At 55.9% G+C, this 26,146-nt stretch carries 31 protein-coding genes; 4 read left to right on the top strand and 27 right to left on the bottom strand.

Annotated elements, in window-relative coordinates; translation table 11 throughout:
* Positions 1–4: 4 nt before the first annotated feature.
* From DQG13_RS26180 to DQG13_RS26125, 12 genes are all read right to left on the bottom strand, one after another.
* Entirely contained in the window at positions 5–1,066 is a 1,062-nt protein-coding gene (locus tag DQG13_RS26180; protein ID WP_113023131.1) for a baseplate J/gp47 family protein, read from the bottom strand.
* Positions 1,059–1,481 (bottom strand): DUF2634 domain-containing protein, encoded by a 423-nt coding sequence (locus DQG13_RS26175; protein ID WP_258525873.1) that lies wholly within the window; start codon positions 1,479–1,481, stop codon positions 1,059–1,061. The genes DQG13_RS26180 and DQG13_RS26175 overlap by 8 nt, the downstream gene beginning before the upstream one ends.
* Positions 1,481–1,756 (bottom strand): hypothetical protein, encoded by a 276-nt coding sequence (locus tag DQG13_RS26170; protein WP_113023130.1) that lies wholly within the window; start codon positions 1,754–1,756, stop codon positions 1,481–1,483. Before DQG13_RS26170 ends, DQG13_RS26175 begins: the two co-directional genes overlap by 1 nt.
* 2 nt (positions 1,757–1,758) lie before the next feature.
* The gene (locus DQG13_RS26165; RefSeq protein ID WP_113023129.1) at positions 1,759–2,832 is read right to left on the bottom strand and encodes an XkdQ/YqbQ family protein; all 1,074 of its coding nucleotides are present in this window, start codon (positions 2,830–2,832) and stop codon (positions 1,759–1,761) included.
* Positions 2,829–3,473, bottom strand: a complete 645-nt coding sequence (locus DQG13_RS31015) for a LysM peptidoglycan-binding domain-containing protein (RefSeq protein ID WP_181593006.1) — start codon at positions 3,471–3,473, stop codon at positions 2,829–2,831. Before DQG13_RS31015 ends, DQG13_RS26165 begins: the two co-directional genes overlap by 4 nt.
* On the bottom strand, positions 3,470–5,380 hold the full coding sequence (locus DQG13_RS26155; RefSeq protein ID WP_113023128.1) for a hypothetical protein: 1,911 nt from the start codon (positions 5,378–5,380) through the stop codon (positions 3,470–3,472). The genes DQG13_RS31015 and DQG13_RS26155 overlap by 4 nt, the downstream gene beginning before the upstream one ends.
* A 200-nt stretch (positions 5,381–5,580) precedes the next feature.
* Positions 5,581–5,979, bottom strand: a complete 399-nt coding sequence (locus DQG13_RS26150; protein ID WP_113023127.1) for a phage tail assembly chaperone — start codon at positions 5,977–5,979, stop codon at positions 5,581–5,583.
* Positions 5,980–6,339: 360 nt separating this feature from the next.
* Entirely contained in the window at positions 6,340–6,780 is a 441-nt protein-coding gene (locus DQG13_RS26145) for a phage tail tube protein (RefSeq protein WP_113023126.1), read from the bottom strand.
* Between the two features lie 45 nt (positions 6,781–6,825).
* Entirely contained in the window at positions 6,826–7,890 is a 1,065-nt protein-coding gene (locus DQG13_RS26140) for a phage tail sheath C-terminal domain-containing protein (protein ID WP_113023125.1), read from the bottom strand.
* A 49-nt stretch (positions 7,891–7,939) separates the two neighbouring features.
* On the bottom strand, positions 7,940–8,392 hold the full coding sequence (locus DQG13_RS26135) for a hypothetical protein (RefSeq protein ID WP_146767208.1): 453 nt from the start codon (positions 8,390–8,392) through the stop codon (positions 7,940–7,942).
* The gene (locus tag DQG13_RS26130; protein WP_146767207.1) at positions 8,373–8,756 is read right to left on the bottom strand and encodes a hypothetical protein; all 384 of its coding nucleotides are present in this window, start codon (positions 8,754–8,756) and stop codon (positions 8,373–8,375) included. The genes DQG13_RS26135 and DQG13_RS26130 overlap by 20 nt, the downstream gene beginning before the upstream one ends.
* Before the next feature lie 396 nt (positions 8,757–9,152).
* Positions 9,153–9,614: an ArpU family phage packaging/lysis transcriptional regulator gene (locus DQG13_RS26125; RefSeq protein ID WP_113023122.1), complete on the bottom strand. Its 462-nt coding sequence runs from the start codon at positions 9,612–9,614 to the stop codon at positions 9,153–9,155.
* A gap of 217 nt (positions 9,615–9,831) precedes the next feature.
* On the opposite strand from DQG13_RS26125, the gene DQG13_RS26120 reads away from it, so the two are divergent.
* The 3 genes from DQG13_RS26120 (at position 9,832) to DQG13_RS26110 (ending at position 12,152) form a co-directional block, all read left to right on the top strand.
* Positions 9,832–10,143 carry a helix-turn-helix domain-containing protein gene (locus DQG13_RS26120; RefSeq protein ID WP_113023121.1) on the top strand — a complete coding sequence of 104 codons (312 nt, stop codon included), beginning with the start codon at positions 9,832–9,834 and terminating at the stop codon, positions 10,141–10,143.
* Positions 10,144–10,233: 90 nt separating this feature from the next.
* Positions 10,234–10,860, top strand: coding sequence for an ImmA/IrrE family metallo-endopeptidase (locus DQG13_RS26115; protein ID WP_113023120.1), 627 nt, complete (start codon positions 10,234–10,236; stop codon positions 10,858–10,860).
* Positions 10,861–11,003: 143 nt separating this feature from the next.
* Positions 11,004–12,152, top strand: coding sequence for a glycoside hydrolase family 88 protein (locus DQG13_RS26110; protein ID WP_113023119.1), 1,149 nt, complete (start codon positions 11,004–11,006; stop codon positions 12,150–12,152).
* 527 nt (positions 12,153–12,679) lie between these two features.
* Here DQG13_RS26110 and DQG13_RS26105 read toward each other — a convergent pair.
* The 15 genes from DQG13_RS26105 to DQG13_RS26040 all read right to left on the bottom strand — a co-directional run bounded on the left by DQG13_RS26105 (position 12,680) and on the right by DQG13_RS26040 (position 22,803).
* Entirely contained in the window at positions 12,680–13,186 is a 507-nt protein-coding gene (locus DQG13_RS26105) for a P-loop NTPase family protein (RefSeq protein WP_113023118.1), read from the bottom strand.
* Positions 13,187–13,204: 18 nt separating this feature from the next.
* Complete coding sequence (locus DQG13_RS26100; protein WP_113023117.1) at positions 13,205–13,576, bottom strand: DJ-1/PfpI family protein; 372 nt, start codon at positions 13,574–13,576, stop codon at positions 13,205–13,207.
* Positions 13,577–13,667: 91 nt separating this feature from the next.
* Positions 13,668–13,928 (bottom strand): transposase, encoded by a 261-nt coding sequence (locus DQG13_RS31645; protein WP_258525872.1) that lies wholly within the window; start codon positions 13,926–13,928, stop codon positions 13,668–13,670.
* Positions 13,910–14,164: a helix-turn-helix domain-containing protein gene (locus tag DQG13_RS31640; RefSeq protein ID WP_258525871.1), complete on the bottom strand. Its 255-nt coding sequence runs from the start codon at positions 14,162–14,164 to the stop codon at positions 13,910–13,912. Before DQG13_RS31640 ends, DQG13_RS31645 begins: the two co-directional genes overlap by 19 nt.
* Before the next feature lie 202 nt (positions 14,165–14,366).
* Positions 14,367–15,323, bottom strand: coding sequence for a phosphotransferase family protein (locus DQG13_RS26090; RefSeq protein WP_113023116.1), 957 nt, complete (start codon positions 15,321–15,323; stop codon positions 14,367–14,369).
* A gap of 45 nt (positions 15,324–15,368) precedes the next feature.
* The gene (locus tag DQG13_RS26085; protein WP_113023115.1) at positions 15,369–15,827 is read right to left on the bottom strand and encodes an NUDIX hydrolase; all 459 of its coding nucleotides are present in this window, start codon (positions 15,825–15,827) and stop codon (positions 15,369–15,371) included.
* On the bottom strand, positions 15,824–16,300 hold the full coding sequence (locus DQG13_RS26080; protein ID WP_113023114.1) for an aminoacyl-tRNA deacylase: 477 nt from the start codon (positions 16,298–16,300) through the stop codon (positions 15,824–15,826). Before DQG13_RS26080 ends, DQG13_RS26085 begins: the two co-directional genes overlap by 4 nt.
* A gap of 137 nt (positions 16,301–16,437) precedes the next feature.
* Positions 16,438–17,040 (bottom strand): DUF4269 domain-containing protein, encoded by a 603-nt coding sequence (locus DQG13_RS26075; RefSeq protein ID WP_113023113.1) that lies wholly within the window; start codon positions 17,038–17,040, stop codon positions 16,438–16,440.
* Between the two features lie 98 nt (positions 17,041–17,138).
* Complete coding sequence (gene groL, locus DQG13_RS26070; protein ID WP_113023112.1) at positions 17,139–18,779, bottom strand: chaperonin GroEL; 1,641 nt, start codon at positions 18,777–18,779, stop codon at positions 17,139–17,141.
* Between the two features lie 86 nt (positions 18,780–18,865).
* Positions 18,866–19,150, bottom strand: a complete 285-nt coding sequence (gene groES, locus DQG13_RS26065; RefSeq protein WP_113023111.1) for a co-chaperone GroES — start codon at positions 19,148–19,150, stop codon at positions 18,866–18,868.
* Between the two features lie 828 nt (positions 19,151–19,978).
* Entirely contained in the window at positions 19,979–20,761 is a 783-nt protein-coding gene (tatC, locus tag DQG13_RS26060) for a twin-arginine translocase subunit TatC (protein ID WP_113023110.1), read from the bottom strand.
* Between the two features lie 47 nt (positions 20,762–20,808).
* Entirely contained in the window at positions 20,809–21,057 is a 249-nt protein-coding gene (gene tatA / locus DQG13_RS26055) for a twin-arginine translocase TatA/TatE family subunit (RefSeq protein ID WP_113023109.1), read from the bottom strand.
* Positions 21,058–21,160: 103 nt separating this feature from the next.
* A complete protein-coding gene (locus DQG13_RS26050; protein ID WP_113023108.1) occupies positions 21,161–21,673 on the bottom strand; it encodes a MogA/MoaB family molybdenum cofactor biosynthesis protein in 513 nt (170 codons plus the stop codon).
* Positions 21,663–22,139 carry a cyclic pyranopterin monophosphate synthase MoaC gene (gene moaC / locus DQG13_RS26045; RefSeq protein WP_113023151.1) on the bottom strand — a complete coding sequence of 159 codons (477 nt, stop codon included), beginning with the start codon at positions 22,137–22,139 and terminating at the stop codon, positions 21,663–21,665. The genes DQG13_RS26050 and moaC overlap by 11 nt, the downstream gene beginning before the upstream one ends.
* A gap of 19 nt (positions 22,140–22,158) precedes the next feature.
* Complete coding sequence (locus DQG13_RS26040; RefSeq protein ID WP_113023107.1) at positions 22,159–22,803, bottom strand: 5-formyltetrahydrofolate cyclo-ligase; 645 nt, start codon at positions 22,801–22,803, stop codon at positions 22,159–22,161.
* A 698-nt stretch (positions 22,804–23,501) separates the two neighbouring features.
* On the opposite strand from DQG13_RS26040, the gene DQG13_RS26035 reads away from it, so the two are divergent.
* Positions 23,502–25,502 carry an ATP-binding cassette domain-containing protein gene (locus DQG13_RS26035; protein ID WP_113023150.1) on the top strand — a complete coding sequence of 667 codons (2,001 nt, stop codon included), beginning with the start codon at positions 23,502–23,504 and terminating at the stop codon, positions 25,500–25,502.
* The last annotated feature ends 644 nt before the right edge of the window (positions 25,503–26,146 follow it).

Genomic DNA, 26,146 nt, shown 5'->3' with positions numbered 1-26,146 from the left:
TTCCTCACTCCCCTGCCCGCTGGATTGCTAGTTGCCCCGGCACAGCTACCGCCCCATCGGCAATCGAGATGTTGGCGGTGCCGCCGTTGACTGTAAGCGCGGTATAATCCTCTACGCCTTCCGTATCGAGAATAATGTTGGCTATTCGGGTGTACCGAACAACCGGATCTTTAAAGGCCAGATTTTGCAAATACGATTGGATTCCGGCTTGAATGGCTGTCCTGACCTTTTCAAGCGGATAGCCCGAAGACAGTGTAACCTGGACGGAGACATTCATCGCCGTTTCCTGGGAGGCCTCAACCGTAACCATCGCCCCCACAGGGCGGGAGGCTTCAATATGGGCCTTCACAGCATCGATCTGCTCTGCTGCCGGAGCACGTTTGGCCTGATTCAGCACCACCACCTTCACCGTCCCGGGACCGTTCCACAACGGAAAAACCCGGGCATCGCCGATGCCTTCCACTTCCATGGCCCACAGCTTGTAGTGGGCGGCATTGCCGCTGGTGGCCTGGTTGCGCACCCGCTGCAAGAGCCGCTCCAGAAGGGAGGCATCGCTTTCGGCATCCGCTCCTCCCGTGACAGGCGCATCATTGTTCACAGCGCTTACGCCGGACACCGATACGGGAATGACCGTGATCGTCCCGGAAGCGGCATTGCCGGAGGCACCCGCTTTTTCCGCCTCAACCTTCACCACCGCCCGGCCCTCCGCGGGCAGCACCACACCAACCGCAGCTGCATAACGGATGCCCGCTCCCGTAGCAAACACCGTACCTTTGGGCACCGCAGCGCCTGCCGAGCCCGTCACCACAACCTCGCCGTTGGCCTTGGCGGCGCTGCGGCGGGTTACACCGTGCTCATCCGCCCGGCGGTCCAGATAAACGCCGGAGCTGGTGGCGGCAAAGCCCAGTCGCAGCACACGCTCCAACTGGGCGTAAGCAATAGCCAGTTCCACAGACAAAGCCGACGACACATCATAGGAAAAGCTCCCCTCCAACTTGGCGATTCCCGGCTCCATCCGGCCAAGCATCGCTTTCAGAAGCTTTTCCTGCGTTTCTTGCTCAAACATCCACCTTCACCTCCCCATAAATCGTGTCCACAGTCACACTTCCCTCCAGCCGGTTGCCCCGAAAACTTGCCTCTACACGGGGAACTCCCGTAATATATGGGTTTACCGTCAACGCCTCGCGGACATAACGCGCCAGCTCCAGCTGTGTTGCCCCCGGGGTATAAGCGCTGCCCACCAGCTTCTCCAGCTCCGAGCCGTAATACGGGCTGTAGCCCAGATAACGGTAACGTGCCGTGTGCAGCGCCTTATAAATCCAAACCTGAAGGGCCTCCTGCCCTTCCACAACAACCGGCGCGCCGTTGACCAGCTTCATTTGCCCGCTGCCATAGTCCCAGGCATACTCCCGGAACAGAGGCAGCTCTTTTTTGCCAAGCGTACCTGCCTGCGCCTCCATAAATGGAAAAATGCCCGCCATTAGCTTTTCACCACCTTGCTCACTGCCACATATTGCTGTTGATTATCCAATCCCAGCACCAGAATCATGTCACCGGGCTTCACCTCAGGCTCATTCCCGGACGCCGCAGCCAACAGAGCCGGGGTGACGAGCAGAAACGGGTTTCCCAGCTCCACTCCCGACAGCCGGATGCGGAAGGGAGAACCGCTCACCAGCTCAGCCAAAAAAATACCGGAAGGGCACGCCTTCGCCGCCTCATTCCGGATGAAATTCACCAGCCATGCCGCGCTTTGCATGTTTATCCCTCCGGACCGTATTTTTTCAAATAGAGCCATATCTCATCTTCCTCTGACGGATTTTCATCAATGTCTCCGGAAGGCTCTTCCTTCTCCCCTGTTTCCGCCTCTTGCTCATCCATCACATTCCGGAAGTTCAGCTCCAGCGACACCATGTGCTGGCTGTTCTCAAAGATATGCGTATCCTCGTCAATATAAAAAAGCCCATTGAGTCCCGTATAGGACTCACGGACCTGAACCGCATTTCCCGCTATGAGGTCGTAAGCATCCGCCCCTCCCAAAAGCTCAAGAGACGCATCCTTTTTATAATCCTGGAGCAGAGATTTGGCCATGGTAACAAGATCTTTGCCCTCTTCCTGCTGGTATACCTTCTGCAAAAGCCCATAGGAAGACACCCATTCAGGGCGGGAGATATGGCCAAGGGAATTGCCCTTTTCATCCGTAAGCAGCACTGTATTCACCATGTCCTCCAGATTCTCCCCATAGCTGGACTCCGTAATATGAACCGATGCCAGCACCTTGCGTTTGGCTACTACAGTGCCTTTTTCAATCACATCCAGCTTGCCTGCATTCATGCGGGGCATGTAGCGCCTTGCATTTTGCCTGCCGGCGGTGGTGTAAGCCGTCATAATTGCCTCATAGCCTGTTTTGGCAAGATGGGGAAAGCTTTGGGGGATGCCGGTATAGGCCATATCTCCTGCGGGAACTTCCAGCTCCCGGCAAACCTCCTCCGCGACTTGCTCTGCCGTCACGTTCTGAAATTGCCTGGAAAGCTCCGATTTGATCAGATAAATCATTCCGTCGTAGGCATTCAGAGTCAAGGTATTGCCTGTGAGGGTTTTCGATTTGCCAAAAACATACCCCCGGAACAGCTCCACTCCCTCGTCGGAAACCAGCAACAGCATATCCGCCAGCTCCACCGCCGGAGAGCGCAGCCAATAATCCGTTGCGGATACCGTCAGCTCCACATCCAGCTTTCGCGCCGCTTCCTGGTAGGAGCCGCTCCATGTCATCCGCTGGGCCAGATGGGTCAGATCCGTTTGCCTGCCCCCTTTGGAAAGGTGAAGAAGCCTCATAGAACCAGCACCTTTCCTTCCGGCACCGCCGGCTCATCAGGCAAGGCATTCCTCCTGCGAAGCTCCTCCGCCCTGGCGGCATTGTGGTAGAAACGGCGGGCAATCGCCCAAAGCGTGTCCCCAGGCTGGGTGGTATACGTTTGGGGAACGCTCCGTTCCACAGGCCGGGTCCCGGTATATTCCTTCAGAAGCGCCAGCGCATCTGTCAGACCGTTTCCATCCACTTCTGGGGGCAAAAAGCGGTATTCCTTAAGCTCCAGTGAAAAGTAAATATCCTGGGGACCCGGTTTTTGCGACACCTGAAAGCTCTCAATGGACATGGCTTCATTCACCTTCAGGCTCTCGCCGACAACGAGAAGGCGGATGGGCTTGCCCGATTCGCGCCAGCGGCGGATCAGGTCGAGACATTCTGCAGGAGACGGAAAACCGGTATACTGACAAAGCCCGTCCGGGCGGATGGGAAAATACGACGACAAGGTCACCGTTTTCAAACGAGGTTTGCCGATCAGATTAATCTCGCCAATTTCACTGTTGGTCACTGTCGTATTGTTAAGACCCGTGGACATTTCAAATTCCTGCGGGGGTACGGGAAGCCGCAGTTTTTCCGTTCCATTGTTGAAGGTCAGCCAATATTCAATCATGCGGTTGCCCCTCCCGGCGCCATATTAAAACCGGCGGCTTCCACCGCGCTCCGGAGGGCGGCCATCAGCCTGCCGATATCCGGGTCCACCGTTTTTCCGGCAGTCAGGTTAATGACAACAGGCGAACCGGTCCGGTCCATGCTGCGGGCCTCCTGCGCAGTCAACACCCGCTCATTCTGATGAAGCAACGCGGGATAATTGTCGTAAGGGACACGGGGAAGGCCGATGGCTTTAGGTTTAGGAACATCCATTAATCCCATGTCGATTAGATGATTCCACAGCCAATCTCTCCCGTCATGGAGAAAAGTACGGTCTTTGGGTTTTCCAGACAAAGTTGTATTAGGAAGAAAAGGTGTTTCTGGGGTGGAATTTTTAGATTTCTCCCATGCCGCTTGCTTTTCCAACTCTCTGGTTTTCTTCCTTTCTTCAACTCTATCCATAAATCCACCTACACTACTAACAACTAATGTCGTCCCCGCAGTTACGGCCCCTACTGCAGGTCCACCCACTGCAGTAGCTGCAGCGCCTACAGTAAGGCTTGATAATACGGGATGGTCCTTGGCAACCTCACCTAAGCCATCGACCATTCCTTTCGCCAAGGATTTTCCAATTGTCACGCCCACTTCACTGAACTTTATTGCGCTATCAGCAAGAACTTGGCTTCCAACACTTACGATTTTTTGAAAAATTCCTTTTCCTTCCGTTTCAAACCAATCATCAAAGCCTTTCTTCATTTCATCCAGCACATATAGAAACTTTCCCTTTAGACTGAGATTGGCAAACTCCTCATTGTTGAAAAAAGTGCTCTCAAACCATCCGCGAAGACTGGCTGATCTTTCGGCAATTCCCTTAGCCAATCCCGACATAATATTGGACCCTGCAGCAATCATCTTTTGAAAGCCATCGCTTCTAAAAAAAGCAGCCCACTTTTTCATTTCCGGCTTAAGCGCAGTCAAAGTATCCTTGCCCATATCCTCAATTCCATTTTTCATCGAGTTGGTGATACTTTTCCATAGCCCCTCTGCCGATTCTCCCGCCTGTTCTCCTCCGCCTCTGAACATATCGTTAAGCTTGATGCCATTGCGGTCCGTGACCTTTCCCATGTCGTTGCCGGCTGCCTTTACTCTGCTTTCCGTTGTGAAGAATCCGAAATCATCCATGGAACCGCCGTCTCCCTTTTTCAGCTCCATTAATGCTCCCAATGCATCCTCCAACGATTTTCCCGGAGTCAGTGCAGCCATATCGCCTGCAAGGCGAAGCAAGTTAGTTGCTTCCTGGGTATCGCCCATGGCCATGGCAATAGCGCGGGTACCTGCCTTTTGCACATCTTCCGTATCAAAACTGGTCAACTCTGCAGCTTTACGATACGTGCTCATATAATCTGCTGCTTTCTTTTTGATTGCCTCGGGACTCAGCCCCTTGTTGTTTACAGCAATCGTGTGCTCAACACTCATAGAACTTCTTTCAAAGGCAGCGGCCCCCCTTAACGATGAAGACACTAAATCCGCCGTTTTCCGGAGCATGAATGATAGAGGCTGCACTGCTAATTTCAATAGCTTAATCACGCCGGATATAGCGCTGGTAGCCAGCTTTTTCCCGGCTTCCACAAGCTTATTCTGCTTTTGTGCCACTTGATTTTGCTGATTGATGACTTGATTAAAATTATTCGTTTGAAACTGTACATTTATAGTTGTACTCTTCATCATTACAAGCGTTTGGTGGATCTCATTCAAATTTGCTACTGCCTGAGAAACTTCCACATCCAGCTCGTATTTTTTCCTGTTTGTGTTCTCCAGCGCCTTCCGCGTTTTTTCCGTTTCGTCGCGGAATTCCTGCGTCTTTTTGATGGCGTGCTTCAGCGTATCCGTGTAGTTGTCGGTGAGGCTGAGCACGGCGGTGAGCTTCATCAGCGGTTCCCCCCTTCCTTACATGAGCGGTACGGTGGGCCAGGCCTGCTGGCGGATCAGCCGGTCCCGCTCCATAATTTCATATTCGAAGAATGCCCGCACCAGCAGCTTTTCACCGGGAGGCATGGTGTACACCTGGGACGGAAGGAGCGCCTTGCGGCTCCAGCAGTAATAAAGGAACGCCAGCTCTCCGTCCGTCTCTATCCGTTTTTTAACTCAGTCACCGCATTGTCGCTGTAGCCGGACAGCTCGGAGATTTGGCTGTACAGATGGGCGATTTCCCCGGATTGCAAAAGCTTGCCGGATTCCAGCAGCTCCTTGGGAGTGGCAACGCCATACCGTTCCAGAAGCTTCGGGGACTTGAGATCGGGGGTAGTCACTCCTTTAAGCAGAGTAAAAATCCGCACCGCCACCGGGTCCTTCACTCCGCCCTTGTCACAAATCTCGCTGATTTCCTCTTCCTCGGACAGGGTCAGGGCCTGGATGGTAAACACAACCTTCTCCCCTGCCGCCTCGCTGAGACGGGTCAGCTCCACCTGGCGCACCGGGCGCTTCAACTTGGTTGGGTCAAGGCCCAACAGCAAATCCAATGTGCTCATATGATCGTTCTCCTTTTATTGAATGAATGTGGTAAAAGTATGGACATCGATACAGCCTGTAGCCTGCAGTCTGCGGCCTGTGGACGGGACGGGCCGTTCCGGCTCAGGATAGCGGAACGCTTTGTTCCGCTATTTAGGCGGCAGAGCTGCTTATGGAGCGATAGCGGAAGCCCATATTCCGCTATCTCCCCTCCGGGCGGCCGCTGCAGGGGGAAAGGAGGCTGATAACGGAAAAATGCCTTCCGTTATTGCCAACCGGCTTACTCTTGCCAGCCAATAACGGAAAGTTTCCTTCCGCTATTCGGCCTCTAGCCCTCCTGCGGGGCTAAGACTGTGAACCGGCCGCCGCTCCCGCCAATGTCAGTTTTGGTTGGAGCTCATCAGGTCGGTGGTCTCCCAATCGGTGAAGGTGAACGGGCACTCCAGCTCGCCGTTCTTGCGCAGCTCCCAGTCGATGAGAGTCATATCGTCGAAGCTGGCATCCTTGATTATGATCCGCTCCGCACCCGCGGTGGAAGGGTCCTTTACCTGCGAGATAATCTGGAAGCGGGTGATGGTGCCGGCTTTGATCAGCTCGCTCAGCTTGGCGATCATCCGGGAGTTGGTTTTGTACATGCGCAGAGTACCGGTGCCCTTGTAGCCCATAAATTTGCTGTCGGTGGCATATTTGCCCGCTACCGGAATGTCTTCCTTTTCAATGCTGACCTTGGCCTGCAGGCCCTTCACCTCAGCGATATATTCGCCGTCCAGCCATACCTCGCCGAACGTGCCGTTGATTACCTTTTCCCCTTGCATTGCCATACGTGAATTCCTCCTTATAAATGGATAAATGCAGCTGCCTGGAGCTTACAGAAAAATATCCAGCTTAATGTCCTCAATGGCGTCCAGCGGCTGAACCGCTGCCTTCAGGAATACCTGATCGTCGGTGTTGGCTTCCTTCACCTGCTGCTCGTTCATTCCTGTCACATCCACACCGGTAGACTGCAGATAAATGCGCTGTGCCGCCACATCGATGCTCGCCCGGTTTTTGCCCGGATCAAGAATTCCGCTTTGCTCCAAACCCTCGAAGTATGCATTAATGGCCGAAACCAAAAGCACCTTATTCATGTAGCTGTTGTTCATTTTACCGATGTAGTTGTCCTCTGCGGTTTTGCGGATATCCTCATACAGCTTGTTGAGAATCCGGACCACCTTGATTTTCTTCCAATCCGTTCCCATAGCTTCTGTCGGAGTCACAAAAGAGGTAACGCCGCGGGCGATTTTGACCTTTTCCCCGTCGTGGTACAGGATCAGCTTGCCGGCATCCACAGCGGCATCCGCCTGGGCCTTGGTCAGCTTGGGCACACCTGTGACCTCAGGCAGCACCTGATAGGTGGGGGATACGGACAGCGGCAATCCGGCGATCAGACCGGCAATCCGCGCAGTGAAATCCGAATTGGTATACGTCACAGACCCAACCTTGATGGTGTCGGTGGTAAAGTTGACCACAGCCGGGTGATCGGCTGCCACAGAGGGCAGAACGGCAGTAATCTTGCGGAGCTTGGTCTCAAACAATCCCTTGGCCCATACGCCCATGGAGGCTGCATCGGCAGCGGCAATGCCGGGAACGGCCAGCACATTCCACCGGATGGTTTCCAGATATTCCTGAGCGGCTGCATAGTCGGCGGCACCGGCGGGAATCACCACCAGCTTCACTTGAGCAGGGGCGCCGGCCAGAGCCAGGCGGGCGTAGTCTTTGTTGGCGTCTGTCAATGCAGCGGGAATGTCGCTGACAGTGTAGAGCTGGTGCTCCGCCACTCCGCTGTCGACAGAGGCATCCTTCAGAATCAGCGCGGCAATGCCTGTGGCGCCTTGGGTGACAGCGGCAGCGGCCGCTTGCTTAAACACAATTTGGATACTGGGTAATGGCATGAATAATTCCTCCTGTTAAATAAAATGGTCTTGCATGTACAGCTTCTGCTTACAGGCCCCTCCAATGCAGCTCCTGCATGAGAGGCTCTTCCGGCTCGCCGCCGAAGCTGGGGATATATTGGGCGGAGAGAGTAACAGCCAGGAACATGCCTGTTTCTCCTGTGCCTCCGCTGAAGGCCTCCACCTGGAACAAGGTGCCGTCCGGTGCCGTCAGCACAGGCTCCCGCATAAACGCCTCCCGCAGCTGGTCCGCCGCAGCCAGTTGGGCCAGCCCATCCGGCACTCCCCCGGCTGCGGGCATCTCCGGAAGATACATCACCTGCCACTGGATCTGGAACCGGACGGTGGAGACGCCGACAGTTTCCGCACTGCTGGCCATATGCTCCAAATAAAAGGCCGGCAGCGAAAGCTCCCCAGGCAGCGCCTCTACATAAAAAGGAAGGCCGCCGGGTACTGCCTGCCTGATTGTAGCCTTCATGGCCTCAAGACTGCTTCGATACATCAAAACCCGCCGCCTTTCCTGCAGAATGGAAAAAGCGGTCCGCCTGAGCAGGCAGCTTGCCTGCCGTTTTCGACAAAGCGCGGCCCATAATCCGGGGAGCGCCCAGCTTGGCCGCATTCGGAACGGTCGTTCCCGCTTCCATGGCGTAAGGGCCTTTTACCTCAAACACCCATTCCTTCTTGCCCTGGTAGGACGCTCTTTGGAAGGATGCCGCCAGTCGTGGGGACACCCAGGCGCTTCCGGCGGCGCAAGCATCCATGAACTCCTCCGCAACGTCATATCTCAGCCGGTTGTAAAACCGCCGGTTGGCCGCGGCCCCGGCCATCTGCCGGATCGCCTTATCCAACCCTTGTACAGTCAGCATGGACGATGTCCTCCTTTACGCATTTGTGGGGTTTGCTGCAGAATTGCGCGCTTCCTTCCCAGCTGCCCCACAGGCAGCCCTTGCAGCGGGCAGGCTGCACAGCCAAGTAACCCTGGGACTTGGGAACCCGTTTGCGGAACCATTTCATGGCCTCTCTCCTCTCCGTTATGATTGTCATCCCGACAATCGTGCATTTTCGTAAAAAAAGACGCCTCATGGGAAGCGTCCCTTTTGCGCGTCTCATCCGGTATATGGCGCCATTTCCGGAATAAGCGGGTGCGGTTATGCAGTTGGGATTTGCAGCCTTTGTCTTGGTTGGCCACGATATCAATATACCATGGCTGCTGTCCAATGGCGGGCCAACTTCAGGCCATTCCCCGGCCGGAGAGCGGCCACTTATTCGGCGAAGCTCCATTCCTCCAGCCGGAGCGCCAACGCCAAATTGACAATCGCCTTCGCCTTCACTCTCCGGTAGGTCCGCTCGCTCAGATGCACCTCCTGGCATACTTGAAAATCCATTTCCCCGTCCAAACTGCTCAGATAACGCAACCGGATAATTTCCCCCTGCTTGTCCGGGAGGCTGCCCACCGCCCGTTCCACATCCTCATAAGCAGTCCGCATCCGCTCCTCCTGATCCGCATTCCACACCGCAGCCGCCTCCGTCGCCTTGCCGATACGGTTGGTTGCCCCATGATACCGGGGCTCTGTGCCTGACGTCATCCGGACCTCCCTGCGCACGATCCCCAAATACTTGTACACCCGCGCTGTTTCCAGCCGCTCCTCCACCCTGCGGCGGGTCTCGTCCATGTTGATTTCCATTTGACCGATGCGGATTCCGCCCTTTCCTGCTTTGCTCATTTGAAAACCTCCCGATATTTGCTGTTTCAGAAAAATAAGATGTAAAAAGGGGATGAATACTCCTTTATTTTGCTAAATCAGCAACTTTAATGCCTTTATACTACTGGCTAAGCAAAAAAGTGTCAATGATTTTTTTGCTAATTCGGCAAAATAATTATTTTCACCGCTCACAAAAGTGGTATAATCATAGTGTGCTTTTTTAAGAGGGTTGGTGAGGATGATGAAAATCGGAGATCGAATCCGCAGCTTGCGGGAGGAGAAGGGCTGGACCCAGTTGGAGCTGGCCCAGAAAATCGGCATCAACAACAGCGTGCTTTCCCGCATCGAAGCCAATAAGCGGCCTGTGGAGGATGTGCTGGTTGCTGCGTTTGCCGACGTGTTCGAAGTGAATGCGGATTCTCTTCTCGGGCGGGAGCCTGCGGGCGGCCGGGCCTTCTTCGGCGGAGCCCACTCCTATACGGAAGAGGAGCTGCGGGTGGCGGAAGCGGCAGTAGAGGCCTACCGGCGGATGAAGGGACTGGACAAGTGATTTTCGCGTCCAGCAAACAAAGAAAAGCCCCGAAGGGCTTTCTTTTTGGCCATAAAACCGAACATATATTCTCTATTTTGGAGTGATTTTATGATACTTGAGGGATATAGGCCTTGCGAGTTGGAGCAGTGGATCAATTCCCGGTACATACATAGCGGCATCCGCACCCCCGGTGATTTGGATCTGGAATGGGTGGCGCAGCTATTTGGAGCAGATTTGGTTTTTTATATGGGGCCTTCCTTCGCTGATTGGCGGGAGGGCGGGTATTCGGTGATTTTCCTGGACCAGAGGTTGGCTTATGATGAAGCCCGTTCCGTGTTTTTTCATGAGCTATGCCACCCGGTCCGCCATGTGGGCAGCCAACCTGAGCTCCCACGGCTGTTTGCCGAGCTGCAGGAGATTCAGGCCGGGCTGTTCCAGCTGTACGCGGCCATGCCAATTTATATGATCGAAGACTACGCGGAGCATCTGGAGGAGGCCCATGCCGCACAAATACTGGCTCATGCCTTCCGCCTGCCCCGGGAGCTGGTGGAGCGCCGCCTGCAGCAGATCGCGGCGCGCCTGCGCAAAGGCGAGGGAGAAGCCAAATTGGCCAAAACACTTCCGGATTTGCCTGCGGCACGGATTATTTCCCACTCGCCGGAAACCTTAAAGCTGTTGAACAAGCTGCTGTGGATTTCCGCCCAGAAGGGGCGCAAGGTGCAGCGGGGCCTGTAAGCCCCGAAACCATAATACAGCAACATTATGTCATAACCGCCCTACACTATGGGCGCGCTTCATCCACTATGCTGGAGGAAGAGTTTATAACTTTGGAGAGCTGCCTTGACTGCGATACTATTTCAATTGGAGGATGATCGGATATGGGAACACAATTGCCGGATTTTGGCCTGAAGCTGGAGGAATGGCTGCCCGCCGCCTGGGACCGGCTTGCCGTTAAAACAAAAGCGATGGTCGCCCAAATTGGGGACAAGGTTCCTCACGTTGCGGGACAGGACGGCAAATATGACAGCAGCAATCTGGACTGGTGGACCTCCGGCTTTTGGCCGGGGCTTCTGTGGATTATGCATGATATGACGGGAGAGGCGGTATACCGGGAGGCAGCCTGGAGCTGGGATGAACGAATTGAGCAATGCACCTTGCGGGACAACCGCTTCCACCATGATGTAGGCTTTCAATATCTGCCTACGGCGGTGATCAAATACAAGCTGACCGGCGATGCCGATGCCCGCCGCCGCGGGCTGGCCGCGGCCAATTTCCTGGCAGGCCGGTTCAATCTGGCTGGCCGCTTCCTGCGGGCCTGGAACGGGGACCATACCGGCTGGTCCATCATAGACTCCTCATTGAACTTAAGCCTGCTCCTTTGGGCCGCAGAGGAGCTGCCTGACCCCCGTTTCCGGCATATTGCCATCGCCCATGCGGATACGGTGCTTGCCCATTTCATCCGGGAGGACGGCTCGGTGCGCCATATCGTCTCCTTCGACCCGGAGAGCGGCGCATTCCTGGAATCCCTGGGCGGACAGGGCGCCGGACCGGATTCGGCCTGGAGCCGCGGACAATCCTGGGCCCTGCACGGCATGGCCAATGTGTACCGCTACACCGGAGAAATCCGGTTCCTGCAAGCGGCCCGGCGGGTGGCCCATTTCTTCCTGGCCAATCTGCCGGAGGATCATGTGCCCCATTGGGATTTCCGCGCCAACAACGGCCTGCTGGACGGCGAACCGCGGGATACCTCCGCTGCCGCCTGCGCCGCTTCCGGCCTTCTGGAAATCGCCGCGGCTGTGGGCTCCCCGGCGGAAGCCAATCTGTATGCCCGGGCGGCGGAGCAAATCCTGGTGTCGCTGACCCGGAGCTACGCCACATGGAACCAGCCGGAGCATGAGGCGATCCTGGTGGAAGGCACAGGCCACAAGCCGGCGGGACAGAATGTCAATGTCTCCCTTATCTATGGCGACTACTACTACGTAGAAGCTTTAGCCAAGCTGAAGGGCTGGCAGCAGCGGATTTTTTAGGGCAAGGCGCCCCTCACGCCTGTTGGGGGGAGGCCGTGGATTGGCCGCTCCCCCCTCTGGTGGGTATGGCCGTTAGCGTGCGCACCTGCCTCCTCTGGTGGGGAAGACCATGATGTAAGCCGCCGCTTCCCTCTGATGGGGATGGCCGTAGTGTTGGTTGCCCCTCCCTCTAGTGGAGGCATGGCAGGGGGAGACAGCTCTAACGGCGGTGAAAGCCTTTATTTCCACGAAAACGCTGCTTCTCAAAATCTAACGGCGGCCAACGCCGCTATTTGGACCAAATGACCGGCCTTAGTTCCCATTTTGGCCCAATAACGGCCCCTGCTTCCGTTAGATTTTCCATTCCCCGATTTTGAGGCAAATAGCGGCTCTCACCGCCATTACATCCTAGCCACCGCAGCCGCAGCCTCAACAAACACAACGAGTTAGTCCTCCACCAATTGCCCCGCACACCCTCAACTTAGACCTCCGCCGCCACACGCCCCCTCCATTTAAGCCCCCCGCTGCTCCACACTGGCCCCCCCCGCCTAGGCTTCATTCCGCATTAAGTGGTCCGCCCAAGCGGACAGCTCCTTCGGCCCGGCGGCCACAAGCCGCTTCCCGGCAAACTCCGCAGTCAGCCTGAGAATCTTATCCGGGTCATACCCGTGATTCCACTGCACCACCATTTTCACCAGATTGGAAAAGGTCTGCTTATAGTTCCACGGCTCCAGCCCCGTTCTGCTCCGGACAAACCGCCGGATAATCCGGTAATCCCGAACCAGCACATGGGGATGCAGCAGCACCACCCAATCCGCCTGCCGGAAGCTCTCCATCGTCCAGCTATGCTGAACCCCCTCCAGAATCCAAGCCTCCGATTCCAGAACCTCCTGGAACATCCGGTTCCGGACCGCCTCCGGATTTCTCACCCCTGTGGCGCTTCTATCCCAGATCAGATTATCGATTTCGTAGCAAGGAATGCTCAATTGCCGGGACAAAGCCCGGGCAGCAGTAGATTTTCCGCTTCCGCAAGGACCGATGATCCGTATCTTCATCTTGAACCTCCTCCCCCATCACTCCGGCGGGGCGCTGTCTGATTCCATCTCCACTGCACCTTGCAGCCGGTAAGGATAATCAATCTGCCCCTGAACCTGCTCCGCCGCCTCAGAGGAAACCAGCAGTTGGATCATATACAGCCCCAAATCAATGGAGGACGTTACGCCCCCGGCTGTAATGACATGGCCGTCCCGAACAATCCGGGCGGGAACAACCTCTTGGCAATACGGCTCCAACAGCTCATAAGCCCGGGGATGGGTGGTGGCTTTTTTCCCCTCCAGCAGACCGGCGGCTCCCAGAAGCAGCGATCCGGTGCAGACCGAAACCTTGTACCTGGCCTTCTCCGCGCCCTTCAGCCATTCATTGAACTCTCCCCCACTTAGCTGCACTTGAAGTGGGGGATTCTTGCGAACAGAGGAGGACCCTCCTCTTTCTTAGCAAGCGATCCCTGCGGTTCCCGCAGTTCAAAGTAGGGCGCTGCTAGATGGCGGCGCTCTTGATATTATGGGCCGCGTTCTCGTCTCGATCATGAGCGGTTCCACAGGTCGAACATGTCCATTCCCGGATCGATAGATTCTTCACCTCGGGATGGACCGTGCCACATACATGACAGCGCTGACTGGTCGGTTCAAACCGGTCCGCCACCCGAAGCGTTCGGCCGTACCAGGAAGCCTTGTACGCGAGCTGACGGACAAATTCGCCTGAAAACGGAGTATGAGTGGTTAAAAGAAGTCGATACATCGCTTTGCATCCAGCGTTCGGCATGTGGCGGACAGTTTTGGACGGTTTTTCGGGGCGGGAAGCGCAGTCGCACACGAATGGTACGACAACCCTTTCCCTGTTTCCGAATACGCGCTGTTCCATTTCGCCAGGAAATGGTTGAACACAAACCGGCAGCAACCGAACATACGTCTTATGAGCTGCTGTTGGTCTGCATTCGGGTAGATACGATACTTGTACGCTTGATGCACGATCATGCGCACTTCATCCCTTCGTGGGCTTTTTCCATAGCATAGCACATATGTTCGCAACATTTCAGAAAACCGCTGATTCATCTCCGCCCTGGAGAGGACGGAGTCTTCTCAGCTTTGATGATAAAGTCCAAAAAGGTCACACCGTCGAACAGCACAAACGCAATTTTCAAGACGCCACTCCCTCTTGGCCGGCCATCCGGCACCTTTATCCCAGAGCCTTACAGATGCGCTCCCAATCCTTCACAAGCCGCTCCCTTGTCCATGCTTCATGATCCGGGGAAGCAAACTGGCGGAACGGGCGCTCAATATGCATGATCAAGTCCAGATACAGGTCATAAAGCATTACCCGTGCTTCCTGGGCAGCCGAGAAGGCTTCCAGCCCGTAGCCCTGGCGGAACGCCTCTGTCAGAGTCCCGTTGCGGAAGTATGCTTCAATAAGGGGGTCCCCCCACATGGCCCGCTCAAAATCGATCAGCCCGGCAATCCTTCCGTCCCGGACGAATACATTGCCGTCCCATAAGTCCCAATGGACCAGCCTGGGCTCCGTTACCTCGTCCAGCGCGCAGCGGCTGCCCTCAACAAGCGCCAAAACCTCTTGCTCCGGCACAGGCAAATCCACCGACATCTCCTTGCCATCCTCCAGAACATCTTCCACCAGCCCGCGGAAAACCTCAAACCAGCCAACCTCCGCAGCCGCCGGAGCCGCATAAAGTCCGAACCTCTCCCCCCGCACCTCATTCAGCGTCCGGTTATATCGGCCCAGCTGCAGTTCCACCGCTTCCCGCTCCTCCGGACTCAGCGACGGCTTCAGCTTGTTGTACGGAGTGCCGTCCAGATGCTCCATAAAGAAATAGTCCGAAGCCACCAGACTGCGGCTGTTATCATACACAAACACGCGGGGAACGGGCAGCACCCCTTCCAGCCGCTTGAGCATGTCCACCTCCGTCTGCATCAGCTTGACCTCATACCGCATTTGCTTCACTTCGGGCAGAGGAGCCAGCTTCAGCACCATCCTTCTCCCGTCCTGCAGCCGGACCCGGTAGGCCGTATTCGCCCAGCCATCGGACAGCTCCTCCGTCTCCTCCGGATCAGCCCCGAAGGCCTCCCGGACAAGCATCCCCAGCTCCGCCCCATCCAGCTTCAGCTTTGTCCCGCTTTCCATAGCATCCGCTCCCTGCAATCCGATTGGAGTTTGCCTTGCTTTTTCCTATTGCAAGCCCGGCCGGACCGCTGACTCCCAACCGAAGCTGTCAAACCATTGCCCTTTGCGGTAATTGCCGATGGCTCTGGCCACATACGGAATCGTATTGGCAGGAAGCTCATCCAGTGCAAACCATGCCAGCTCATCGCATTTATCCGGCTCCCGGTTCACAAGCTCCCCCTCCCAAGCCCTTATATGTACAAAAAAATCCACTCTCTCGTCATCGGACAACCGGTGCATAACCCCCGCCATTTCCACATCCGCCTGCCTGAGGATAACTCCCGCTTCCTCGTACGCCTCCCGGGCTGCAGCCTGCCAAACTTCTTCACCGCCATCCAGGTGCCCCGCAACCACACTGTAATTTCCATCTTCATAACCGGTATTGTAGCGCCGCAGCAGCAAAATTCGGTCCTCCCGGATAAAAAACAAATGAACCGCCGGGATCAGCTTGAACCTGTCCTTCAATCCACTCTCCGCCCTTCATTTGCTTCCTCTTCCAAATATCCTGCAATCCGGTTGAGCCGAACCGCGTCCTCCGGCCGGATTTTCAGAGTAGTATCCGGGACCCCCGTCCCTCCGAAAATGTATCTGAAACGGAAAAGCCGCTTGTCCACAACGGTTGGCAGCGACCGTTGCATCAGCCCCACATCCCCAGGTTTGGAGCCGGTAAGCTCCTCCACCTCAACAGGAGATGCCAGCTTCACCTGCTGTACACCGAGAATAGGCTTTAGCCGGTTCATATTCAACCGCCCTCCGGCGCCCGACAGCATAACAGCAAAGAATCCCGCCTCCGTTTTGACGATGAGGGACGGAGCAGTTTGCCCCAGCTCAATCCCCAGCGCCTCCGCTCCCTCCTTGGCTGTATGAAAGGAACGCTCGTGGCGGATGATCTCAAAATCCGCTTGTTGCTCCTGCAAAAAGGCAATCAGCTGTTCCATTCCATCCGCTCCTCGTAGCTGGTACATGATTTGCATGTTATTATAGCACATCTGTTCTGGTTTGAGCTTAAGAATATATGAAGAATTTGGAAACCTAAGGCCTGATACATTCCCTTCTCCCCCGAATATTCGCCTGCCTATACCGGGCTCCGCCATTCTCGGCCCCTTACAAGCTCCTCCAGCTGTTCCGGCGTCCAATTGTACATCTCCAGCAGCTTCAGGTACGGGTCCCCTTCCAATTGGAGCAGCCGGGCGAAGGCAGACTCTGTTTTGAGCCCCTGCAGCTTCAGCCTGCGGATGGCTTCTCGGCCCCCGTCACCCAGCAGCTCAAGAAGCCGGTCCTCCACCACCATATGGCGGTAACCATTCTGCTCCTCAACCGGCACCGGCTGGCCAAAAACCTCCACCATCCAACCCCCATGCCGGAACCGGCCCACCTGCCGGGGCAAGCCGTCCACCACTCTGGCGGCATACTCAAAGCCATCCAGCCCTCCGAATACCTTTTTCAACAGAGCCTCAAACGCCTTCTGCTTCCCTTCCTTCACCTGGCAGATTACATCCAGATCGCTCCCGGGAATATCCACGTCAATAGGAACCGTCCCCACCAGCACAGGATGGTATTGCTCCAGCTCCTCCATCATCCTAAGCTTCCGAAGCGCTCGGCAAGCCTCCTGCTGCCGCGCATTTCCCAAGGCCAAATAAGCGATTCCCCTCAAAAAATCCTGCTCCCGGCTGCTCATTGCCCTCATCCACTCCTTTTGCCATTTATTATAAGACAAAAAAGAGACCCCGAAGGGTCTCTTCCTAAATTCTATATAGGGTTGGAGCAGGGGGTGGATTAGAATCCGCCCATACCGCCCATGCCACCGCCAGCCATAGCGTTCATTTCGGCCATGCCGGCTTTTTTGTCTTCCGGCTTCTCGGCGACAACAGCCTCAGTGGTCAGGAACATAGCTGCAACGGAAGCAGCGTTTTGCAGTGCGGAACGGGTAACCTTGGCCGGGTCAACGATACCGGCTTGGAACATGTTCACCCACTCGTCGGTAGCGGCGTTGTAGCCGGTGCCTACAGGCTCCTTCTTCAGACGCTCAACGATAACGGAGCCCTCTTGGCCGGCGTTGCCGGCAATAATGCGTACCGGCTCTTCCAGAGCGCGCAGCACGATGTTTACGCCAGTCTTTTCGTCGCCCTCGGCAACAACCGCAGCAACAGCAGCATATACGTTCACCAGGGCAGTACCGCCGCCGGAAACGATGCCTTCTTCCACAGCCGCACGGGTGGAGTTCAGGGCGTCTTCAATACGCAGCTTGCGTTCCTTCAGCTCGGTTTCGGTAGCAGCGCCAACCTTGATAACAGCTACGCCGCCGGACAGCTTAGCCAGACGCTCTTGCAGCTTCTCGCGGTCGAAATCGGAAGTGGTTTCTTCCAGTTGGGCGCGGATTTGGCTGACACGTTGGCCGATGTCCTTCTTGTCGCCGCTGCCGTCCACGATGATGGTGTTTTCCTTGGTCACACGCACTTGACGGGCGGAACCCAGCTGAGCCACAGTAGCGGACTTCAGTTCCAGGCCCAGCTCTTCGGTGATCACTTGAGCGCCGGTCAGAGCAGCGATGTCGCCCAGCATAGCCTTGCGGCGGTCGCCGAAGCCGGGAGCCTTAACAGCCACGCAAGTGAAGGTGCCGCGGAGCTTGTTCAGTACTAGGGTAGCCATTGCTTCGCCTTCTACGTCCTCGGCGATGATCAGGAGCGGCTTGCCTTGTTGTACGATTTTTTCGAGAACGGGCAGAATTTCTTGAATGTTGGTGATCTTCTTGTCGGTGATGAGGATATACGGGTTATCCAAAACAGCTTCCATCTTGTCGCTGTCGGTTACCATATAAGCGGACACATAGCCGCGGTCAAATTGCATACCTTCTACAACTTCCAGCTCGGTCACAAAGCCCTTGGACTCTTCAACGGTAACCACGCCGTCATTGCCAACCTTCTCCATAGCTTCGGCAATCAGTTGGCCCAGCTCTTCGTCAGCAGCGGAGATGGATGCAACCTGTGCGATGGATTGTTTGCCTTCGATGGGCTTGGAGATTTTTTGCAGCTCTTCAACGGCAGCTCTGACAGCCTTCTCGATGCCCTTGCGGATCACCATCGGGTTGGCGCCTGCAGTCACGTTCTTCAGACCTTCGCGGATCATGGCTTGAGCCAGAACGGTTGCGGTAGTGGTGCCGTCGCCTGCTACATCGTTGGTCTTGGTAGCTACTTCCTTAACCAGTTGGGCGCCCATGTTTTCGAACGGGTCTTCCAGTTCGATTTCCTTGGCGATGGTTACGCCGTCATTGGTGATCAGCGGGCTGCCGAATTTCTTCTCCAGCACCACGTTGCGGCCCTTGGGACCGAGGGTTACCTTCACTGCATTCGCCAAAGCATCCACACCGCGAAGCATGGAGCGGCGGGCGTCTTCACTGAACTTAATGTCTCTTGCCATGTTATGGAAACCTCCCGAAATAAGTAGAATTTAATGTTGCAATGTATGTTCGGCCAAGCCTGCCGGTCGGCAGCGCCTTAGGAAGCTTATTCGCCCAGTACGGCCAGGATGTCGCTTTCACGCATGATCAACAGCTCTTTGCCTTGGTACTTCACTTCGGTACCGGCATATTTGGAGAAAAGAACGCGGTCGCCTTCCTTAACCTCCAAAGCTACGCGCTGTCCATCCTTCAGGTGTCCGCTGCCTACAGCAACAACTTTGCCCTCTTGCGGCTTTTCCTTGGCAGTATCGGGAAGAACGATGCCGCTCGCCGTGGTTTCCTCCTTCGCAATGGCTTCAAGTACTACGCGGTCGCCTAACGGTTTGATCATGGATCAAATGCCTCCTTGAAAAATGGTTTAGTTGGATGTAAGGTTGCGCATGATGCGCTCTGTTAGCACTCGAACCAACTTAGTGCTAACAACAATTCTTATATTAATCAGTTTGGGAACAATTTGCAAGTCCTTTGGGCCAAAAAATCAAAGATTCCCCAGGCACCTTCCTCATTCTCTCCACCGAAAGGAAAAATATTCCGCAATGAGGCTCCATGGCCGCGCAACAAGTAGGGCCCGGGCCGAAACGGAGGAAAGTACACGGTGGGCGGCTGCATGTGCTGCAGATGTACTCGGTTTTTCATATATAACTTTCGTCAAACCTCCATTTTGCTCAATTGTATGCGGTTTTTCGCATATATTTAGCCCGTGTGCCTATGGCAAGCCCAATTATGAATGATTTTTCGAATACAATTGCTGCTTATCCCCCCATTCTGCAGAATTATACTCGATTTTTCACATACACAAGGCGACTCTTACACCACGGCTCCCATGCAACCACCCCGTTTCCAAGGCGACCAATGGTTCAGCCACGCAGACCGCAGAAGCCGCCTCCTTGGAACAGCAAAAAACCGCCGCCCTCCCGGACCACGGTTTCATTGGATAACGCCTCCCTGTCCCGCCTAAGCGCTTGCGAAGCAAGCGCAGCTTCGGAAAACATATGCTAGGGCGTGTCTGAAAACCCGCTTGAAGGCATCTTTCACCGCCTTTTCGTCTCTTGCATCGTTACTTCCGCTTGACGTACCCCCGGTACGCCTTCACGAAAGTTCCTTGCCATGAACGAAAATTTGGGCCTTAGCTGCTCCCCTCGGAGTTATCAGACACGCCCTAGACGGGATGCTCCTGCTTCTTGCCGTAGAACTCCTCTTCCCACGCCTTGTCCTTGTCCAGCTGCTTGCGGTACACCCTGGCGGACAGCAGCACACTGAACTCATACAGCAGAATCAGCGGAACCGCCACCAGAAAATCCGAGATGAAATCCGGCGGCGTAATGGCCGTCGCCACAATCACCAGCGCCAGATACGCGAAACGGCGCAGCTTTTTCATCAAGCGGGGATTCAGAATCCGAAGCTGGGTCAGGAACATGACCACCACCGGCAGCTCAAACAGCAGCGACACCGGGATCAGAATATTGAACATAAAGCTGAAATATTGGCTGACCCCATAAATCTCCGTCAGGCCCAGCCCCCGGTTGACCTTGCTGGTGAAATACACCGCCATCTGGAACACCACGCCGTAAGCGAAGGCCAGTCCCACCAGCCACAGCACCACCGAAAAGGGGATAAACCGGAGCGCCGCCTTTTGCTCATGCTCCTTCAAACCCGGCTTCACAAACGCCCACACCTGATACAGGGTGAACGGAAGCGCCACTACCAGGGAAATGCCGACGGCAAACTGCATATAGATGCGGATGCCGTCCCAGAGGGATATGGCATGCCAGGCCATGGACTTGGCCGGTTCGGCGCTTTTGATGAGATCAATCACATAAGAGGAGGCAAACAGCCCGCCAACCACGGAGACCACGAAAACCGCCAGCACCAGAATAACCCGTTTGCGCAGCTCCGCAAGATGCTCCACCAGAGACATGTCTTCATCCTTCATCTCCTGCATGCCACCACCTGCCCGATCCGTCAATTATGTCTGCTCGCAAAACCGGTTCAATCCGGCAGCTTGGCGGAGCCTTCAGAGCTCTCGGACTTCTGGGCCTGCTGGACATGTACCTCTTCAGAGCGGATTTCCTTGCGGGGCTTGGGCTCCTCGTCCATGATGTCCTTGGCGCCTTCCTTGAATTCGCGAAGCGTGCGGCCAAACGCCCTGCCCAGCTCCGGAAGCTTGTTGGGCCCGAACAAAAGCAATGCAACCAGAATAATCAACACAATGCCGGTTGCGCCAATTCCGTTAAACATGAGGCCATCTCCCCTTTTATGGATCGTTATGCAAGCGTTTTAAAAGTCCGCCGGCAGTACCATTGTACCGCTTTATAGCCGGACCGGCAACGGCCAGATTGGGCTAAAATGAAGCCCCCTCCCCCTCATCTCCGCTCTCCCGGCCCTCCAGCTGGTTCAGAGCTGTGGGAAGATAGCCCATCACCGCCTTCATGCTTTCATGGACGCCCTTGGGGTCGGCGGGCAGGTTCAGGATCAGCGACTGCCCCCGCAGCCCGGAAATCCCCCTCATACACAGCGCCTCCGGCAAATTCGCCGCAATCATCGCGCTGCGGATGGCTTCGGCAAAGCCTGGAGCAAGACGCTCCACTACCTCCAGAGTCGCCTCCGGCGTCACATCCCGGGGCTTCAATCCAATCCCTCCGGTGGTGATGACCAGATTCGCCTCATAATAATCCGTCATTTCAATGAGGGCCGCCATAATTTCCTGCTTCTCATCCGGAACAATCCGGAATTCCACAATTGTGCCCATCAGCTCTTCTTCTACCAGCTCGCGGATCACTTGCGCGCTGGTATGCTCCCGCTCCTTGCGCGCGCCGCGGTCGCTGGCGGCCAGTATGCCTACTCTAAACCCCATAGCGGTCTCCTCCCTCGTCTTGGAATGCGGATTGGCCGGGCCTTGCGTACGGGCCGCTTTTGCCACCCTGCTTGGCCAGCAAGCGTGTTGGGCCAAGCTCCATGTCCTTGTCCAGCGCCTTGCACATATCGTACACCGTCAAGGCCGCTGCGGAAACGGCGGTCAAGGCCTCCATCTCCACACCGGTTTTGCCGGTGGTCCGCACCGTTGCTTCTATATATAGCGCATCCCTGTCATTATCGGAAAAACGGATGTCCACACCCGTCAGCGCCAACGGATGGCACATGGGAATCCAGTCGGAGGTTTTTTTGGCCGCCATGATACCGGCAATCTGGGCCACCGCCCGCACATCGCCCTTGGCGATCCCGCCGGTTTTGATCTGCTGCAGCGTGTCCGGACGCATGCGCACCGCCGTTTCCGCCACCGCGCTGCGCTCCGTTGCCGCCTTGTCCGTCACATCCACCATCCGCGCTCTTCCCTGGTCATTAAAATGGCTGAATTCCCCGGAATGCTCCGACACCGCCTCCACCCCCTTCCGTCACATACCAGCCTGATTCGGTTACAACTGCATCCACCCTTATATCATGGGCTTCAAGGGCAAGCTCCTCACAAATCTGCATCTCAAAAGCCGGGGCGATCCTCAAGGGCCGAATGCCCTGCTCCTCAAGACCCGCCAGCAGACGGTCATAATATCCGCCGCCATAGCCTACCCTTCCCCCGCTGCGGTCAAAAGCAACTCCCGGCACCAGCACAGCCAGCAGCTGCGCCGGGTCTGCCGGAACAGCCCCCTTCTCCGCATCCGGCTCGAGAATTCCCCATAACCCGGGAGTCAGCTCCTCCAGACTGCGGACGGTGAACAGCTCCAGCTTCTTCTGCGCCGGAACAGTTTTGGGAACCGCCACGGAACCGCCTGCAGCCCAGCACCGCTCTGCCACCGGATGAATGTCCGCCTCATGGCCGAAGGGCATAAAGGTAAGCAGCTGTCCCTGGCCCCGGAGAATCCCCTGCCCTTCCAGCATGTCCACAATCCGGCTGCAAAGACTGGCGGATTTCACCCTTCTCTCCTCCGCCCCCAGCCTCTCCCGCTGTTCCAGCATCGTGCGGCGAAGCTCTTTTTTCCATTGGGACATGCCTGATGCACACTCCTTCCCTCCGCCGGCGAAGCCCGTTAATCCGTTCGGTTAGATTAGTTCTATTGTAGCATATTATTCCACCCTGCAAAAAACAATCCCCCCAGGCAAAACATCTTCGATAAAGTTCCCGAAGAATCCTCCGCCACCGCAAAATCATTCCCTCCTGGCAATGCCGGCAATACGCATGACCGTAAAATAGCGTCACCTGTGATTCTCACACCAGTTTTTCTCGGACCCATTATCTCCTGAACATTCAGCATCATACGCCTCATTGTGCGGACCCTGGTTCCGTTATTTTTCGAAAACCGGCCTTTTTTTCTCGTAAGTGGACACAGAATCCTTTAGTTGTGAAAAAACAGCGGTTCTCCATGCTTCTGAAGCGAAATAACGAATCGTGTGTCCTTGAAAATCGATAAAAGAACCGTATGCGGAAAATAACGCCCCCTCTGTCCGCAACAAACAATCAATGGAACATCGACACCGCATCTACTGCTGAAAAAACCGCCCCTGTCCTTAATGCCATTGGACTTTTTGGCTATAAATATTTCATGGGGTGAGAAAAGGGAGCCGGATATGTTACACTGGTATACAAAGAGCGCAAAAACAGCGGCGGAAATGCCAATTTGCGCTTTTCAGAATGTGCCCCAGCATGGGAATTTCAAGCGGGAAATACGGAGGGACGAAGGAACATGGCCATTTTGCTTCAGGCCTCAAACATCAGCAAGAGCTACGGCACCCGAACCGTGCTGTCGAATATAAATGTACAGGTGCAGGACAGAGAGAGAATCGGCCTGGTTGGTGTCAACGGGGCGGGAAAATCCACGCTGCTGCAAATTATTTCCGGGGAAATGTCGTATGACAGCGGCGAAATCTTCAAGAACAAGGATATTCGTGTCGGTTATTTGGCCCAGAACAGCGGCCTGCAAAGCGAGCGGACCATTTGGGCGGAAATGCTGGATGTGTTTGCTCCCCTCATTCAAACCGAGCGGGAGCTGCGGGAGATGGAAGCGGCAATGGCCGACCCGAAGCTGCATGAGAACGAAAAGGCATATGAAACCCTGCTGCATCAATACGCCGCCAAATCCGAGCAGTTTAAGGAAAAAGGCGGCTACAGCATGGAATCCCGGATTCGCAGCGTGCTGGCGGGAATGGGCTTTGGGGATTTTGCCCCGGATACCCTGATTGCCACCCTGAGCGGCGGACAGCGCACCCGTCTGGCCCTGGCCAAAATGCTGCTCCAGGAGCCGGATGTGCTGATGCTGGACGAACCCACCAACCATCTGGACATCGCCACTCTGACCTGGCTGGAGGGTTATCTCCGCTCGTACCCCGGCGCGATTCTGGTTGTATCCCATGACCGGTATTTCCTGGATGCGCTGGTGACCGTCATCTACGAAATCGAACGGCATCAATCCGTCCGTTATACCGGCAACTACAGCCGTTTTATGGAGCTGAAGGCGGCAGAATACGAAAACCGGATGAAGCAATACGACAAGCAGCAGGAAGAAATCGCCCGGATGGAGGATTTTATCCAGAAAAATATCGTCCGCGCCACCACCACCAAACGGGCCCAAAGCCGCCGCAAGGCGCTGGAGCGGATGGAGCGGATGGACAAGCCCCAGGGGGAGCTGAAAAAAGCGGCCTTCTCCTTTGAGCCGGCTTACCCGTCGGGGCGGGATGTCCTGGATGTCTCCGGGCTGGCGGTGTGCTACGAGGGACAGCCTCCTTTATTCCAAAATGCAGGCTTCAAGCTCTCCCGCGGCGACACGGCTGCGCTGATCGGGCCCAACGGCATCGGCAAGTCCAGCCTGTTCAAGGTGCTGACAGGGCAGCTCAAGGCGTGTGGCGGAACCTTCTATTGGGGAACCCGGGTCCAAATCGGCTATTACGACCAGGAGCAGTCCCATTTGAACCCGGCCAACACGGTATTGGACGAGGTATGGAACGAATACCCGCATCTGGAGGAGGCCCGGGTGCGCACCGTGCTGGGCAACTTCCTGTTCAGCGGCGAGGACGTATTCAAGCGGATTTCATCCTTAAGCGGCGGCGAAAGAGCCAGGGTATCCCTGGCCAAGCTGATGCTCCAGAATGCCAACATGCTGATTCTGGACGAACCCACCAACCATCTGGATTTGTTCAGCAAGGAGGTGCTGGAGGCCGCCTTGATGGATTATGAGGGCACCCTGCTGTTTATTTCCCACGACCGGTATTTTCTCAACAAAATGGCAGACCGGGTGCTTGAGCTGGACAAGGACGGCATTACCGCCTACCTGGGGAATTATGACGATTATATTGAGAAAAAGCTGGAGCTGGAGGAAGCCCGCGCGGAGGTTGCCGATTCTGCGTCCAAGCCGGCTTCCCGGCCGGATTGGGGAAGCGGAGCCGCAGGCGCCGGATCCATCCGGAACCCGGCCTCCGCGGCCGACAGCGCCAAGAGCGGTGCGGCGAACCCCGCCAACAACTATGAAGCCGACAAACAGGCCAAGCGCGAGGAGCGCAGCCGCCAGCGCAAGGTGGAGCAGCTGGAGCAGGAGATTGAGCGGTTGGAGCAGGAAATCGCCGGGCTGGAGGAGCAGCTGACCCTCCCGGAGGTCTATAACGACTATGTTGCCGTACAGGAAATCAATGCCGCGCTGGATGCCAAACGGGAGGAGCTTCAGGGCCATTATGAAGCCTGGGAGCAGCTGATGGCATAGCCGGCGGACATCTCTGAGGCGGGCGCAAACAGGCGAAAAGGCAAAAAGCCAGCCACTAAATGGTGGCTGGCTTTTTGCTTTTTGGGCCGGGGCTCCAGGCAGGGAGGGTTGCTCCGTTTCGGGTTCGCTTCGGCCTCCGTTCCAGGCTTCACGTCGGGTTCCACTTCAGCCTCCGTTTTGGGCTCTACGTCAGTTCTCTGCATCAACCTCTACTTTAGCCCCTGTTTGGGCCTCCGTTTCAGGCCCCCTCTTCGGCCCCCGCATAACGGAATCCGTTTTCCTCTATTCCGGGCAAACGGGGGAAACCCTGGGGATAAGGTCAAGGGTTTTCCGCCGCACCAAAGACCGATGAAATGTCGAAGATGGCCCTCAAATCGGCTTTGCCGATTTCGAGGCTTCCATAACACCATCCGGCCTGCGGCACGGACCGGTGTTATTTCAGGGTAGGGCAGGCTGCCCGTCACCCTGTCGGCGGAGTACCCGGCCGGGCGGGGGGCTGGGTGGCGTGGCTGGCGAATTTTAATCGAGATGCCTGGTGCGTATTAGGGCGCGGCGTTCACTGCTTTTTTAACGGCGGTGAGCGCCGCTATTTCGGGAAAAATAGCCCGTTCAAAAATGTAACGGAAGCAGCAGCCGTTATTTGC

Source organism: Paenibacillus sp. YN15 (genome assembly GCF_003285005.1).
Lineage (GTDB): Bacteria > Bacillota > Bacilli > Paenibacillales > NBRC-103111 > Paenibacillus_AR.
The sequence above is the reverse complement of the archived record's forward strand: the minus strand, read 5'-3'. Positions and strand labels throughout refer to the sequence as shown.

Bases quoted from the DNA above. Each gene is read 5' to 3' on its own strand.
- DQG13_RS26180 (WP_113023131.1), bottom strand. From the start codon at position 1,066: ATGTTTGAGCAAGAAACGCAGGAAAAGCTTCTGAAAGCGATGCTTGGC.
- DQG13_RS26175 (WP_258525873.1), bottom strand. From the start codon at position 1,481: ATGGCGGGCATTTTTCCATTTATGGAGGCGCAGGCAGGTACGCTTGGC.
- DQG13_RS26170 (WP_113023130.1), bottom strand. From the start codon at position 1,756: ATGCAAAGCGCGGCATGGCTGGTGAATTTCATCCGGAATGAGGCGGCG.
- DQG13_RS26165 (WP_113023129.1), bottom strand. From the start codon at position 2,832: ATGAGGCTTCTTCACCTTTCCAAAGGGGGCAGGCAAACGGATCTGACC.
- DQG13_RS31015 (WP_181593006.1), bottom strand. From the start codon at position 3,473: ATGATTGAATATTGGCTGACCTTCAACAATGGAACGGAAAAACTGCGG.
- DQG13_RS26155 (WP_113023128.1), bottom strand. From the start codon at position 5,380: ATGAAGCTCACCGCCGTGCTCAGCCTCACCGACAACTACACGGATACG.
- DQG13_RS26150 (WP_113023127.1), bottom strand. From the start codon at position 5,979: ATGAGCACATTGGATTTGCTGTTGGGCCTTGACCCAACCAAGTTGAAG.
- DQG13_RS26145 (WP_113023126.1), bottom strand. From the start codon at position 6,780: ATGGCAATGCAAGGGGAAAAGGTAATCAACGGCACGTTCGGCGAGGTA.
- DQG13_RS26140 (WP_113023125.1), bottom strand. From the start codon at position 7,890: ATGCCATTACCCAGTATCCAAATTGTGTTTAAGCAAGCGGCCGCTGCC.
- DQG13_RS26135 (WP_146767208.1), bottom strand. From the start codon at position 8,392: ATGTATCGAAGCAGTCTTGAGGCCATGAAGGCTACAATCAGGCAGGCA.
- DQG13_RS26130 (WP_146767207.1), bottom strand. From the start codon at position 8,756: ATGCTGACTGTACAAGGGTTGGATAAGGCGATCCGGCAGATGGCCGGG.
- DQG13_RS26125 (WP_113023122.1), bottom strand. From the start codon at position 9,614: ATGAGCAAAGCAGGAAAGGGCGGAATCCGCATCGGTCAAATGGAAATC.
- DQG13_RS26120 (WP_113023121.1), top strand. From the start codon at position 9,832: ATGATGAAAATCGGAGATCGAATCCGCAGCTTGCGGGAGGAGAAGGGC.
- DQG13_RS26115 (WP_113023120.1), top strand. From the start codon at position 10,234: ATGATACTTGAGGGATATAGGCCTTGCGAGTTGGAGCAGTGGATCAAT.
- DQG13_RS26110 (WP_113023119.1), top strand. From the start codon at position 11,004: ATGGGAACACAATTGCCGGATTTTGGCCTGAAGCTGGAGGAATGGCTG.
- DQG13_RS26105 (WP_113023118.1), bottom strand. From the start codon at position 13,186: ATGAAGATACGGATCATCGGTCCTTGCGGAAGCGGAAAATCTACTGCT.
- DQG13_RS31645 (WP_258525872.1), bottom strand. From the start codon at position 13,928: ATGTATCGACTTCTTTTAACCACTCATACTCCGTTTTCAGGCGAATTT.
- DQG13_RS31640 (WP_258525871.1), bottom strand. From the start codon at position 14,164: ATGATCGTGCATCAAGCGTACAAGTATCGTATCTACCCGAATGCAGAC.
- DQG13_RS26090 (WP_113023116.1), bottom strand. From the start codon at position 15,323: ATGGAAAGCGGGACAAAGCTGAAGCTGGATGGGGCGGAGCTGGGGATG.
- DQG13_RS26080 (WP_113023114.1), bottom strand. From the start codon at position 16,300: ATGGAACAGCTGATTGCCTTTTTGCAGGAGCAACAAGCGGATTTTGAG.
- DQG13_RS26075 (WP_113023113.1), bottom strand. From the start codon at position 17,040: ATGAGCAGCCGGGAGCAGGATTTTTTGAGGGGAATCGCTTATTTGGCC.
- groL (WP_113023112.1), bottom strand. From the start codon at position 18,779: ATGGCAAGAGACATTAAGTTCAGTGAAGACGCCCGCCGCTCCATGCTT.
- groES (WP_113023111.1), bottom strand. From the start codon at position 19,150: ATGATCAAACCGTTAGGCGACCGCGTAGTACTTGAAGCCATTGCGAAG.
- tatC (WP_113023110.1), bottom strand. From the start codon at position 20,761: ATGCAGGAGATGAAGGATGAAGACATGTCTCTGGTGGAGCATCTTGCG.
- tatA (WP_113023109.1), bottom strand. From the start codon at position 21,057: ATGTTTAACGGAATTGGCGCAACCGGCATTGTGTTGATTATTCTGGTT.
- DQG13_RS26050 (WP_113023108.1), bottom strand. From the start codon at position 21,673: ATGGGGTTTAGAGTAGGCATACTGGCCGCCAGCGACCGCGGCGCGCGC.
- moaC (WP_113023151.1), bottom strand. From the start codon at position 22,139: ATGGTGGATGTGACGGACAAGGCGGCAACGGAGCGCAGCGCGGTGGCG.
- DQG13_RS26040 (WP_113023107.1), bottom strand. From the start codon at position 22,803: ATGTCCCAATGGAAAAAAGAGCTTCGCCGCACGATGCTGGAACAGCGG.